The sequence below is a fragment of the Chitinophaga sp. genome (genome assembly GCF_036566945.1).
Taxonomy (GTDB): Bacteria; Bacteroidota; Bacteroidia; order Chitinophagales; family Chitinophagaceae; genus Chitinophaga.
This window is the reverse complement of sequence record NZ_DATCVJ010000785.1, coordinates 1-13,380: the sequence shown is the minus strand read 5'-3', so window position 1 is coordinate 13,380 and position 13,380 is coordinate 1. Positions and strand designations below refer to the sequence as shown.

11 protein-coding genes are annotated in these 13,380 nt (G+C 48.0%); 9 read left to right on the top strand and 2 right to left on the bottom strand.

The window, feature by feature from the left end; translation table 11 throughout:
• Together VIP81_RS23660 and VIP81_RS23655 are read right to left on the bottom strand one after the other, a co-directional pair.
• A partial coding sequence (locus VIP81_RS23660) for a M48 family metalloprotease (RefSeq protein WP_331967189.1) occupies positions 1-627 on the bottom strand: 627 nt, incomplete at its 3' end.
• 158 nt (positions 628-785) lie between these two features.
• On the bottom strand, positions 786-1,622 hold the full coding sequence (locus VIP81_RS23655) for a phosphatase PAP2 family protein (RefSeq protein ID WP_331967187.1): 837 nt from the start codon (positions 1,620-1,622) through the stop codon (positions 786-788).
• Positions 1,623-1,714: 92 nt separating this feature from the next.
• Here VIP81_RS23655 and VIP81_RS23650 point away from each other — a divergent pair, with 92 nt between their 5' ends.
• From VIP81_RS23650 to VIP81_RS23610, 9 genes are all read left to right on the top strand, one after another.
• A complete protein-coding gene (locus VIP81_RS23650) occupies positions 1,715-2,470 on the top strand; it encodes an MBL fold metallo-hydrolase (RefSeq protein ID WP_331967185.1) in 756 nt (251 codons plus the stop codon).
• Between the two features lie 144 nt (positions 2,471-2,614).
• Entirely contained in the window at positions 2,615-3,196 is a 582-nt protein-coding gene (locus VIP81_RS23645) for an RNA polymerase sigma-70 factor (protein ID WP_331967183.1), read from the top strand.
• A gap of 72 nt (positions 3,197-3,268) precedes the next feature.
• Positions 3,269-4,402 (top strand): FecR domain-containing protein, encoded by a 1,134-nt coding sequence (locus tag VIP81_RS23640; RefSeq protein ID WP_331967182.1) that lies wholly within the window; start codon positions 3,269-3,271, stop codon positions 4,400-4,402.
• A gap of 277 nt (positions 4,403-4,679) precedes the next feature.
• Entirely contained in the window at positions 4,680-8,111 is a 3,432-nt protein-coding gene (locus VIP81_RS23635) for a SusC/RagA family TonB-linked outer membrane protein (RefSeq protein ID WP_331967180.1), read from the top strand.
• A 10-nt stretch (positions 8,112-8,121) separates the two neighbouring features.
• Positions 8,122-9,516 carry a RagB/SusD family nutrient uptake outer membrane protein gene (locus tag VIP81_RS23630; RefSeq protein ID WP_331967178.1) on the top strand — a complete coding sequence of 465 codons (1,395 nt, stop codon included), beginning with the start codon at positions 8,122-8,124 and terminating at the stop codon, positions 9,514-9,516.
• A 1-nt stretch (position 9,517) separates the two neighbouring features.
• Positions 9,518-10,657, top strand: coding sequence for a TlpA disulfide reductase family protein (locus tag VIP81_RS23625; protein ID WP_331967175.1), 1,140 nt, complete (start codon positions 9,518-9,520; stop codon positions 10,655-10,657).
• A gap of 5 nt (positions 10,658-10,662) precedes the next feature.
• A complete protein-coding gene (locus VIP81_RS23620; RefSeq protein WP_331967173.1) occupies positions 10,663-12,480 on the top strand; it encodes a TlpA disulfide reductase family protein in 1,818 nt (605 codons plus the stop codon).
• A gap of 61 nt (positions 12,481-12,541) precedes the next feature.
• Entirely contained in the window at positions 12,542-13,030 is a 489-nt protein-coding gene (locus VIP81_RS23615) for a DUF5946 family protein (protein ID WP_331967170.1), read from the top strand.
• Between the two features lie 24 nt (positions 13,031-13,054).
• A partial coding sequence (locus VIP81_RS23610; protein ID WP_331967166.1) for a DUF92 domain-containing protein occupies positions 13,055-13,380 on the top strand: 326 nt, incomplete at its 3' end.

The window sequence follows — 13,380 nt, the reverse complement described above, 5'->3', positions numbered from 1 at the left end:
TTTCTCCAGTTGCTCCCGTTTCTTATATTCTGTTGCTTTAATTTTGCGTAATTCTGCCTGTATATCTTTTCCGTTCATGGTGGTCACATACCGCGCAATACCGTTTTCACTATGTTGCAGGTAGTAGTGCGCCAGCTCATGACAGAGGACAAAAATCACCTGGCTTTCATTTTCCAGTGATGTAAACAATCCCATATTAAACAGGATAATGCCTTCGCCGATATAACTGGCGTTGGGGATACCCGACCGGGAAAAGTAACAGTGGAGAGATTGCTTTTGCAGTGGTGGATTCACTTTTACAATTTCCTGTACCAGGTTATCCAGGTATTGCTGGGCAAAAGAAGCCGTATAAATTTCTTTTTTTTCAAATTTGGATTTGATATGCTCCCAGCGGCTGTCATAAAGAGATACATAGTCCTTTTTGTTTTGGGACGGAAGTTGGGCGAGTGATGCTTTATACTGTGTTTCGAATTGCTGCTCCAGGCTTCTAAGCTTACTTTCACTTTGCGGTGCCGGATTAAATACCGGTGATTGCGCTGTTGCCATTAAAGAGAAAAAAAGGCAGCAGGCAAGGGTCACAAAACTTATCCGATGCGGTGGAGGCATCCGGAAAAAAGACGTATTCATGTTGACATTAGGTTATAGGTGCTGCAAAAATAATACATTTAAATTTATCGTAATAAAAATCAATCGGTAAACTTATCCAGCAGATGCAGGGAGAACGGGATATTTTTAATAACTACTTTTTGGGGACTATTATGATGTTGGCGCAACGGGTTATTTCGTTATAAGCTCACCGCCAATAGCTTCATGGCTTTTTTATGTTCCAGTTCCCGGTGATGTCTGAAAATACTTTTGGTCACAAAATGGCCCAATGCCAGGCCTACCCATACATCACTGCTCCAGTGCCGGTTTTCATATAGCCGGGTTACACCGGTGAGTCCTGCTATACCATAAGCTACCCAGGGTACCCAGGGATGATCTTTTCCATATAGCTCCGCCATGGCGGTGGCTACGGTCATGACGGTAAGACTATGACCGGAAGGGAAGGAGGTATGTTGTTTATCATTGGTGAAGGGTGGATCAAAGTTGAAAGGAGAATCGTAGTAAGTAGGGCGGCCTCTCCTGACAATGCTTTTGAGAGTGGCATAGATAACGGTGGAGATGACCAGTGATTTGGCGGCCATCAGGCTGCCGTGTTCCAGGTTGCGATCGTGGGCAATTACACCGGCTACATACATGCCCGCTACCAGGTAGGGAGAGTACGCGTTGCCGAAAGGTTCTATCTGATCGGTAACGCTGGTGGTGAAATTGGATTGGTGATGGGTGAAAAACTGTTTCACCCCGTAATCACCTGCCAGCAATACACCCGTAACACCAGCAACAACGCCCAGCCGGATGTAATCCCGTTTTTCCCAATGCGCAGGGCGGGCTACCGTATATTTCAGATCCTGCCAGATACTTTTCAGGTAAACACCGTTGATGCGGTACCGTATGAGTGTGTCGGAGGAGTGGATGCTGGCGGCAGTACTATCCGGAACAGCGGTAGTACTACTGTCTGATTGCGCATATGCGTATCCCGAAAGAAGAATTAGTAAAAGAATAGCAAGCCCTGATCTCATCCGTATAAATACATTTACAGTAGCAACGAATGTAGCATTTTATTAAAAAAGAAGGATAAACGAGGTATCTTTAATGACTACAATCAACTTTTATGAAAATCACTTTTCTTTCTTTATGTTTCCTTTTTGCGGCCGCTATAGTGTCTGCCCAACGCGTGCAACCAGACGCTATTCCCACCGCCGCTGGTCAGCTGACGATACAGCCCATTGAGCACGCCAGTCTTGTATTGACGGCAGGCAACACCAGTATTTACGTAGACCCCACCGGGGGCGCAGCAAAGTATACCGGGCTAACGGCGCCGGATATCATCCTGGTGACCGATATACATGGCGACCATTTTGACGCCGCTACTATTGCAGCGGTGAAAACAACCAAAACCATTATCATCGTTCCCCAGGTAGTGGCAGATAAATTGCCTGCGGCAGATAAGGCACAGGTAGTGGTGCTGAAAAACGGGGATAAGAAAACGTTAGCCGCTGTTGGCATCACGGCCATTCCCATGTACAACCTGCCGGAAAGCGCTACTGCCATGCATCCCAAAGGGAGAGGGAATGGATACGTATTGAACTATGGCAAAAAAAAGATCTACATCTCCGGCGATACACAAGGCATCCCGGAAATGCGTAGCCTGAAAAATATTGATGTGGCTTTCGTATGTATGAACCTCCCTTATACCATGGACGTTCCGGAAGCCGCCGATGCGGTGCTGGCTTTCGCACCTAAAATCGTGTATCCTTATCACTATCGTGGTAAAGATGGTTTAAGTGATGTGAGTAAATTTAAAAGCCTGGTAGATGCCGGCAATAAAGGCATAGACGTAAGGTTGAGAGATTGGTACGTGAAGTAAGCCGAAGGCAGAAAGCAGAAAGCAAAAAGCTATGGAAGCGAGTCATTATAGCGGATTATTATTCGCGCTGATCATTCGCTTCCATAGCTTTTTGCTTTCTGCTTTCTGCTTTTTGCTCTACTTTTGTCTGAAAACGCCGTATCAATGGATGATTCGTCTTTGCTGAAGTTGATGAAAACCGGTGACCAGGAGGCTTTTACCGCCATCTACAATAAATACTGGTACCCGTTGATGCAGCATGTCATGAAAGCAGTAAACGTCTATTCCGAAGCCGAAGATATTGTACAGGAAATTTTTGTTTCTATATGGAAAAACAGGGCCACATTGGAAATACAGGGCGCCCTGAGCACCTACCTGTTTAATAGTGGCCGTTATATGGCCATCCGTAATATTGAAAGGAATATCACCCGTTCCAACTACCTGCAACGCTTGTCTGATCAAATGGACAACGGCGGGGTACCATCCCCTGAAACCCTCTTGCATATGCGCGATCTGGAAGAAAAAATAGAACAGGCCATTCAAAGCCTGCCGGAGAAAATGAGGGAAATATTTATTTTAAGCCGTAAGCAACAGCTTTCCTACCGGGAAATAGCAGCAACACTAGGCATCAGTGAAGAAACGGTCAGGAAACAGATTAATAATGCGCTCAACCGCCTGCGTACGCAGGTAGGATATGCGCCGGCAGGACTTATTTTCCTGCTGTCTGTCATCCCACGCATGCACTGACAAAAATTTATTTTTCCTTCGTCTACCACTATTGCTTCCGCTACGTCACTAACTTATAGGTAAAGATGTATCATGGACAAGAATGAGGGAGTCAAATTATTAAGGCGATACCTGGAAAACCGCTGCACACCGGAAGAACGGGTGTTGGTGGAACAATGGTATGATGGGCTGCTGTCGGCATCTGACTGGCATCTTGAAGGAGCGCGGCAGGCCGAAGCACAGCAGGCCATGAAACAACGCATTGATCATGCGCTGGGCTGGAACAAGCCGGTACCACTCCTACAACAACACTGGTGGCGGTATGCTGCTGCCGTATTGTTGTTGCTGGGCACAGCCTCCCTTTTCTTTATCCGTCTCCATAAAAAAAATACAATACCCGCACCTGTGGCCGATATTATGCCGGGTAGCAACAAAGCCACGCTTACCCTGGGCAATGGAAACACCATTATACTCGATCAGGCGGCGGCCGATAACATTGCCACCCAGGGCAACAGCCGTATCAGCAAAGTAGCCGGCGGACAACTGGTGTATACTCCGGGAAACACAGTAGCAGGCAGCAGCGCGGAATATAATACCTTGTCTACCCCCCGCGGCGGACAGTATAGACTGGTGCTGCCCGACGGCTCCAAAGTATGGCTCAACGCATTGTCCAGCATTAAATATCCTGCCGCTTTTACCGGTGCTGAACGCAGTGTAGTGATTCAGGGCGAAGTATTTTTTGACATTGCACAAAACGCACAACAGCCCTTCCGGGTGCAGGTAAATAATAGAATACAGGTAGATGTATTAGGCACGCGCTTTAATATCAGCGCTTATGCCGACGAACCATTGATTAAAACAACCCTGCTACAGGGTAAGGTAAGTGTACATAGTGCCGATGCGGTAATACTGTTGCCCGGTCAACAGGCAGTACTGAGTAGTCAGCCAGGCAAGCAAGCCATTACCTTGTTAAAGGACGTAGATACAGAAGAAGCCGTGGCATGGATGAACGGATATTTTCAGTTTAGCCAGGCGCGTGTACAAACCGTGATGGGCGAAATAGCCCGCTGGTACGATATAGATGTTAGCTATGACAGTAATTTGCCCGACCGGAAATTCAGTGGAGAAATTTCGCGTTCCTCCAACCTGTCGGAAGTATTGAAAGGATTGTCAGTGAGTGGTATCAATTATAGAAGAGAAGGCAGAAGGATTATTATTATCCCTTAATCAGCCATCCGTATATTTTAAATCAACCATTATGAAACATCAGCCAAATTGCAATGACCCTGCGGGGAGGCGCTAATGGCTGCCCAAAAAAACAGGAAGTGCTGGAAACACTTCCTGTTAAATTAAGGGTATGCCAACAAAAAACTTGCGTGATTTTTATTTCTCTACCCAAACCAAAATTATGAAATTATTGCTTATACCGGTCAACGCCGGTATCGGGATGGTATCCGGCTGTCTTCCGCTTCACCGGAAGGGCCCTTTCAAAATTTTCCGGCTTATGAATAAGATAGCATTTTTGCTGTTGCTCACCCTACAGGTGGGCGCCAGGGGATATAGTCAGCAGGTGAGTCTTTCGCTGCATAAAGCCCCCCTGCAGCAAGTGTTTAAAGAAGTGAAGAAACAAACCGGTTACGTTTTTTTCTACGACGATGCCCTGTTGCAACAGGCCGGCAGCGTCACCGTATTCTTACAGCAGGTGCCGCTGAAAGCCGCGCTGGACAGCTGCTTTAAAGGACAGCCTTTTACCTGGGAGATCGTCAATACCAGCATCTACCTGCGCGGAAAACGGGCAGGCGGGGCTAATATTGGCCAACTGTCTGTCTTCACAAAGTCGCAACCCGTACTGGGAAAAGTAATGGACCACACCGGCAACCCCTTGCCCATGGCCACCGTGAAACTCCTGCCACTACGCAAAGGCACCATCACAGATGAAAACGGCAACTTTATTTTTGAGTCGGTAGCACCGGGCGAATATACCCTGGAAATTACTTCTATCGGATTTGAAAATTTTATCCTCCAGATAGAAGTGGCGCCCGACAGACCCCAGAACCTGGGCCTGCTGCCCATGCGACTGGCGGTGGCTAAATTAACAGAAATAGCCGTGGTGAATACCGGCTATCAACGCCTGCCCAGAGAGCGCGCCGCCGGCTCGTTCAGCGTGGTAAAACAGGCCACTCTCGATAAAAGAAGTAACTATAATATCCAGACTTATCTCGAAGGACAAGTACCCGGACTGCTCACCAACAGCGATGGCAGCATGACCATCAGAGGGCAAAGCACCCTGCGGGCAGACAAAGCACCACTTATTGTCGTAGATGGCTTCCCGATAGAAAGAGATCTCAGCACCATTAACCCCAATGATGTGGAAAGTATCACTGTGCTGAAAGATGCTTCTGCAGCCTCTATCTGGGGTGTAAGAGCCGCCAATGGCGTGATTGTGATCCAGACAAAGCGGGGCGCCTCCTCCCGGAAGTCACTGGACGTGAGTTTTAACGCCTCGCTCTCCCTGTCTGCCAAACCGGATTTTTCTCAACTACCTTTTGCCAGCACTACTTCTTTTATCGGTTTTGAAAAGTATAAGGTAGACAACCACCTGGTGACCTTGTTCGGGAAGCCACGGAATGCCATATCACCCATTACAGATGCTTACCTGAATAATCCCGCCACGGCAGATCAGCTGGCAGATTCACTCAGCAGGAATAATGCTTATCAGCAGTTCGATGACCTGTTTATGCGCAACGCCGTAAGACAACAATACGGCGTAACCCTGGCGGCGAAAGGAGAAAAGAGTACCAGCCGCGCTTCTTTCAATTACGATAACGTGCCTTCTTATATGAAAAGAACCGGCGATGAGCGTTTCTCCGTTGATCTGTTTCAGACAGTGGCGCTCACCAAAAAACTGCATACCAATGTGGGCCTCAACTATGTAATGGTGAACAGTACCAACAATGGTATGACGCTGGACGACCTGAGAAGCTTGTTGCCTTATCAGCAGTTATTAGACGGGAATGGTAATTACATTCCGCAGCCGCAATCTTTTTATCAGGCAGATAAAGAGGCGCTGGTGAAAGCAGGCTATCCTTATAACTGGGACTATAACCTGGTACAGGAATTCCGCAACCACAACAACCGCACACAAAACAGGGGTATCACCGCGGTTGCAGGATTGACGTACATGATTAGCAAACACTTCGACTTTAATACGTCTTACCAGTACGAAAATTACAGCAGCACAAATACGGTGCTGGAAAACGAAGAATCCTACGATGTGCGTAACCAGGTCAATTTTGCTACCTATGTCAAAAACGGACAAATGATTTCGGGATTGCCGAAAGGAAGTATTTATAGTCTGGCGGAAAGCAAACTGCAAACACATACCCTGCGTAATCAGCTGAAGTTCGATGGTATGATCGGCAGCCCAAAGCACCTGCTTATCGCCATTGCCGGCCTGGAAATCCGCCAGGTAGCTGCCAATGCTGGCAGTCAGACTAAGTACGGCTACGATCCGCAAACATTGCAATATGCCAATCTCGATTACGTAAACGGGTATACGAATATACTTGGTAACAAATCTTACATCCGGGATGGGGCCGTTTTTGCAGATACACTGAACCGGTTTGTTTCCCTGTTCTCCAATGCAGGATATACTTTCGATGATAAGTATTCCATCAATGCGTCTGCACGACTGGATCAGACCAACCTGTTTGGCTCCAGCGATAAATACCGCAACGTATGGCTCTGGTCTTCCGGCGTTAGCTGGCAGGCACACAAGGAAAGCTTCCTGGAAGATGGACCGTTTTCTACGCTCATCCTGCGCGCTACCTATGGTATCAACGGTAACGTAGATCGCAGTACCAGTCCTTTTCTCATTACCAAAGTAGCCAAAGATGCACAAACAAATCTGAACTATGGTTACATTTCCAATCCCGCCAATCCCTTGCTGAGATGGGAAAAAACAACTGTGACGAATATCGGAATCGACTATACATTGCGTAGTAACCGGCTGAGAGGTAGCGTGGAATACTACAACCGCTACAGCACCGACCTGTTGGGTAATGCCACCATCAATGGTACCTACGGCTTCAATAGCGCTTATGTCAATTATGCCAGTCTGCGTAATAAAGGCGTGGATGTGAATATTGCTGCATTAATCATTAACCGCCAATTCACTTTTACCACCACCCTTAATTACAGTTATAACAGCAACAAAGTAGTAAAGGTAGATTTCCCGGATCAGAGCGTAGGCGCCTTTGTAGCGGGCCTACCACAGGCAGGGATGCCGTTGAACTATGTATCGAGCTATCGCTGGGCAGGCTTAAGCAATACCGGTGCACCACAGGTGTATGATGAAAAAAATGCAGCAGTGGATTACACGAAAGAAATGAATAACACAGCCGCACTGATATACCAGGGCACTACTACACCGCCTCATTATGGTGGATTATTCCTGGACTTCGGCTATAAAGGATTCACACTTACTGCAGGCTTTATTTATAAAATGGGTCATCAGTTCCGTATCCCGCAAATGCAGTACACGCCATTGTTTGGCAGTGTGAACCAGGTGCATAAAGACTGGGACAACCGCTGGCAGCAACCGGGCGATGAGCTGCTGACGAATATTCCCGCGATGCCCAAGAGTCAAACTGGCTTGAATGTATACGACAACTATACCAGGTATGCCGATATCAACGTGGCAACGGCGTCGACTATACGATTTCAGGAGCTGTTGTTGAATTACGTATTACCGGAGAAGCTCAGTAGCAAGCTATCTTCTTCCCGTATTAACCTGGCATTGCAGGCGCGCAACCTGGGGGTGTACCTGTTTAATAAACAGAAAATAGATCCGGAACATGCGACCGATATAAGTATCAGCAATATTCAATTTACGCCGCCAGCTGAATTAACCTTCAGCATCAAGGCTAACTTTTAAAAACTGACTGATGAGAAAGCTATTATATTTTCTGGTGTGTGGAGGACTGGTGCTCACGGCTGCTTCCTGTAAAAAATACCTCGACATAAAACCAAAGGGTGCTTTTATTCCTGAAAAAACAGCTGATTATCGCCTGCTGCTGGATGAAACCACAGCCAGGGAAAAATCAAATGGATTTTTCAGCAGCTACGGCATGGACGTGATGCTGGATGATGATATGAGCATCAACCCTTTTTCCATGACGTATTATAATGCCAATGCCTTGAATGCGTTTCGTTATGCAGAGAATATTTACCTGGATTACGAAGCGGATAGAGATTGGGAAGCCTTGTACAATGAGGTGTATACTGCCAACCTGGTAACCACCCAGGTGATGGATTCCAAAGGAGGCACCGAGCCGCAGAAGCGGCAGCTGATGGCGGAGGCGCGGGTACATCGTGCATATGCCTATTTCATATTGGTGAACTTATATGCAAAGCAATATAACGGCGCTACGGCGGCTGCTGATCCGGGTGTGCCGCTGCGTAAAGGAATTGATTTCGAAGAAAAGCTGCCACGTGCCAGCGTCCAGGAGGTATATGATTATATAGCCGCAGATCTGAGCAGTGCATTGCCTGATTTGCCGGCCACTCCTGATATGGCGGCTACCAACAGACCGGTTAAACCTACCGCCTATACGTTGCTGGCAAAGGTAAGCTTGTTTAAGAATGATGCAGCAGCGGCGCATCTGTATGCAGATTCTTCCCTGAAGTATTATCGTACGCTGGTAGACTATAATACATTGGCGCCTCATCCTGCTTATCCGGCCTACATACTACAGTATCCCAACAATTTCCAGAATCCGGAAACGCTGCTGGAAAAAACAGGTCCGATGTTAAGTCCCGTGATGTATGCAGGTACGGAGTTGCTAAACTTGTATGATGCGGCCAATGATCTGCGTTATAAGGCGTTCTTTTTTCCGGACAATCTTTTCGGATTAAACTTTGGTTCCTTCAGCAATGAGTGGGCGGGTAGAGTGGCTACCAAAGGTCCTTCCGTGCCGGAAACCTACCTGATACGTGCAGAGAGCAGTGCGCGCAGCGGACAGGCTGCTGCTGCGATGGATGACATTAACCTGCTCCGCAGCTTCCGTTATAAAACAGGTAGTAATTATACGTTGTCTGCCACCGATGCGGCTGCGGCACTCAGTATTGTGAAGACTGAACGTCGTCGGGAAATGGCTTTTCGTGGAGCACGTTTTTTTGATATTCGCCGCTACAATGTTTTTGATAATGCCAGTATAACGATTACGCATACACTCCCTGATGGCACCTTCACTTTAGCACCCAACAGCAATCGTGCGGTGTTGGCTATTGGGCGGAAATATATTGCACAAAATCCTGAAATAATACAAAATCCAAGATAACATGATACCGACTATTTATAAAAGAAGCCAGCTGCTGTTGATAGCAGCACTGGCCATATGTTTGTTTGCCTTTCAACAAGGTAAAGATGTATTTGATTTAACCGGCGAAATCAAGGATGCTGATAATGTGGAGATATCGCTGGTATGGGATCTTTACGGCGCCGCGAAAACGATGGCGAAGGATACGATCCGCAACGGCCACTTTCATTTGCAATGCCCGGTAAATGAAGTAGTGAATGTGTCGCTGACTTATCATAAGGGGCGGGAAATGTATTCCTACCCGGTGATCATTGAAAAGGGAAAAGTAAAATTTCAGTTAATGCCCACGGGGTTGTCGCAGGTAACCGGCGGAAAGTATAACACCTGGGTATTAGGCTATCAGCGTGATACGGCGTATGTACGCACGGATAAATTGATTTGGCAGTTCCGGCAGCCGGGATCGGTAAGAGGTGGCGATGCAGAGTGGGAGTCGATCCAAAACTTTATGCATCACTTTGATATCAGGAGTCAGTATCTGCAAAAAATCCTGAACAATGGTAAAGACCCGGTAGCTGCGGCTATGGCGGCGGTATTGCTGGAGCTGGAGCCGGACCGTGCGAAAACGATGGTGATTGTAAACGCAGCAGCGCAGCGTTTGGGCGATAGCAGTTATGTGATCCGTCAGGCGCGGAAAATGGATAAAGCGCAGCGGGAACTCATTGCCCGTCGCCAGGGCGCCATGGTAGGGGAGCCTTATGTAGACTTTACACTGCCGGCGATTAACGGGGAGCAGCTGCGTTTAGGTTCGCTGGTATCGGCCAATAAGTATACGCTGTTGCAGTTCTGGGCTTCCTGGTGTGTGCCTTGCCGCGCCGAAATTCCGGTGCTGAAACAGCTCTATAGCACCTATCATCCCAAAGGACTGGAAATCGTTTCTTTCTCTATGGATAACAGTCATACCAACTGGTTGAAAGCCTCAGAAAAAGAAGGCATGTCCTGGCCTAATGTATCGGACTTGCTGGCAGACAAAAGCCCGGTGATAAAAAGCTATCCGGTGAATGGTATTCCGGCGAATGTAATCATTGATCAACAGGGAAAAATAGTGGCGTCAAATCTGTTGGGTGAAGAGTTGGAAGAAAAAATAAAAACACTTTTCAGATAACGGCTATGAAATATTTTTTTACAGCGTGCTGGTTATGCATACAACTGCTGACGGTGAACGCGCAAACATATCATTCCCTGCAGGTATCGCCGTCGCCTGCTGCGGGGAGGTCGGTGCTGATCACCTATGATCCTGCAGGTACCGTGCTGGCGCAACAATCATTGCTTCGCTGCCATGTAGTATACTTTGATAAAGACCGTGCCCTGAACGAAACTACTATCCCCCTGCAACAAAGCAGGGGGAGGTGGCAGGCTACTGTGGCGGTACCGGAGCAGGCGATATTGTTGTTGTTGACACCCATAAGCAACGGAAAATTGAAAGATGATAATAACGGTGCCGGCTATATGTTTCCTGTATACAAAGCTGGCAAACCCCTGCCTTTTGCCTACTACCAGATGTCGGTATTGATGGACAGGAGCGTATTAAAGAAAGATCCGGCCAAAGCACTCATCTACCTGAAAAAGGAAATAGACAATCATCCCGCTGCGGAAAGCGTATATCGCAGCCAGTATTTCAACATGCTGGCCAACTCACCGGAGCCGGCAGATAAGGTATTGCTGATACAAAAACTGCTGACTTATAAAACAGATCGGGAAGAGGAGCTGACCATGAATCAGCGCTACCTGCAATACCTCGGTGAAAAACAGGCAGCCGACTCGCTGTCAGTGTTACTACGCCAACGTTTTCCTGCCGGTATTTTTGTGAGAAGTGAACATATGCAGGCCATACAGCAGGCAAAGGAATTTAGGGAGAAGTCGGACTTATTCGCCCATTTTATGCAGCAATTTCCGGAACCGGCGACAGCAGGAGGCCCGGACTATGCCTATACGCAATTGTATCAGCAGATGAGTATGGCGGCTATTGAAGCCGGCGATACCGCGGCGGCTAGTGCCTGCCTGTCGTTGTTGCACCATAAGCGGGACGCCCTGACTGTATATAGTAAAGCTGCCCGCTACTACCGGCTGCAGCAGCAACCGGAGCAGGCCATGGCCTGGGCGCAGAAGGGAGTACAGGCAACAGATACCAGCAGTGGCTATACGGAATGGGATGCGTATCTGATGGTGGCGTCGCTGTACTACGATCAACAGGCATATGCTGCAGGGATACCTTACGCAGCTACCGCATATGCGCATACGAAAAGTAAAGACGCCGGGGTATTATATGTGCAGCTACTGATCGCCACCGGTGACAGCGTAACCGCCACCACTTTACTGGAAAGGGCGGTGAAAACCGGTACTGCATCGGTGCAGATGAAGGCACAACTACAAGGGCTATACGAAAAAACGAGCCACCAGATTCCTTTCGCACAATACATCGCCGCCTTGCGTCCGGTAGCGGATACTCATCTGCGTCAGGAACTAAAAGAAAGCATGCTGCGGGAAAAAGTAGCGGCTATCAGTTTGCTGGATACCGCCGGCAAAATGGTGAGACTGGCGGACTTAAAAGGGAAGATCGTGGTACTGGACTTCTGGGCCACCTGGTGCAAGCCCTGTATTCAATCCTTTCCTGCCATGCAACAGGTGATGCAGCAGTTTCCGGAGGTGGTATTCCTTTTTATAGCCACCTTCGAAACCGGCGATGCCTTGCAGAAAGTAAAACAGTTTAGCCGGGAAAAGCCCTTTCCCTTCCGCTATCTGATGGATGAGCCCATGAAAGGAGAAAGCAATTACAAAGCGTTTACGCATTTCAAAGTACCCAGTGTGCCCTATAAAGTGTTACTGGACCAACAGGGGAACATCCGTTTCCGGTCTGGCGGATTTTTAGGTAACGATGATGCACTGATTACGGAGTTAAGTACCATGATTCGTTTAGTGCAGGAATAACGTTCGTGCTGGTGTAAAATTCGTTAAATTTAAGTTTTACACCAGCACTAACTCAGCAGCTATGACAGCAAATAAAATCATTTGCCCGGGCTGTCATCTGCACCTTGCAGATGAACAACTGGCCCCTTCCGACAGGTATAATGCTTCCGGTGAATGCCTGGACCTCTTCAATCAGCTTTCTGCCCGCACATTTGCCCTCGAGCACCCGGACTTTCACCATCAGCTGTCAGTAGATGCCTATAGCGCCCAGCACGCGGGCGGCGTAGCCAAAAGCATGACCACCGCCTACGCACTGATAGGGCTGTACCTGGCGCTGGAACAGCAGTATACCGGCCGGCAGGTGCAACATGTACACAGCATCATTCCCAAACAACAATGGGAACCACTATCACCTCCGGGACAAGCCGCCGCCATTACGGTGCAGGAAGTACTGCGGGCCGGCAGCAACGAAGACCTCTACGCGGCCATCCGTAAATGGGCCAAATCTGTTTGGAACAGCTGGGCCCTGCAACATGAATGGGTAAAGGGAAAAGCCGCTCCCTATATGTAGAATTGTATAGTTTTGCATTTCATTATGCAACTACTATCCTTTTCTTTCGGAATATTACCGGTAGCGATGGTGATCATCGCTATTGCCTTCCTCTGTGTTAAGACTGGTAAACTAACGATACCCGCTGCCGGTATGGCCGCTCTCATTGCCATGCTGATAGCCCTCGGTACCAGCTATGGCGGCCTCGTATTATTAGGTACCTTTTTTATCCTTGGTGTAAAAGCCACTTCTCATAAAAAACAGCTGAAAGCTTCCCTGGAAGATCCGCATCCCCAGCAACGCAGCGCCGGACAGGTATTTGCCAACGGTGGCGTAGCCGCTATCATGGGGCTACTGGCCATACTATACCC

Bases quoted from the DNA above. Each gene is read 5' to 3' on its own strand.
- VIP81_RS23655 (WP_331967187.1), bottom strand. From the start codon at position 1,622: ATGAGATCAGGGCTTGCTATTCTTTTACTAATTCTTCTTTCGGGATAC.
- VIP81_RS23650 (WP_331967185.1), top strand. From the start codon at position 1,715: ATGAAAATCACTTTTCTTTCTTTATGTTTCCTTTTTGCGGCCGCTATA.
- VIP81_RS23645 (WP_331967183.1), top strand. From the start codon at position 2,615: ATGGATGATTCGTCTTTGCTGAAGTTGATGAAAACCGGTGACCAGGAG.
- VIP81_RS23640 (WP_331967182.1), top strand. From the start codon at position 3,269: ATGGACAAGAATGAGGGAGTCAAATTATTAAGGCGATACCTGGAAAAC.
- VIP81_RS23635 (WP_331967180.1), top strand. From the start codon at position 4,680: ATGAATAAGATAGCATTTTTGCTGTTGCTCACCCTACAGGTGGGCGCC.
- VIP81_RS23630 (WP_331967178.1), top strand. From the start codon at position 8,122: ATGAGAAAGCTATTATATTTTCTGGTGTGTGGAGGACTGGTGCTCACG.
- VIP81_RS23625 (WP_331967175.1), top strand. From the start codon at position 9,518: ATGATACCGACTATTTATAAAAGAAGCCAGCTGCTGTTGATAGCAGCA.
- VIP81_RS23620 (WP_331967173.1), top strand. From the start codon at position 10,663: ATGAAATATTTTTTTACAGCGTGCTGGTTATGCATACAACTGCTGACG.
- VIP81_RS23615 (WP_331967170.1), top strand. From the start codon at position 12,542: ATGACAGCAAATAAAATCATTTGCCCGGGCTGTCATCTGCACCTTGCA.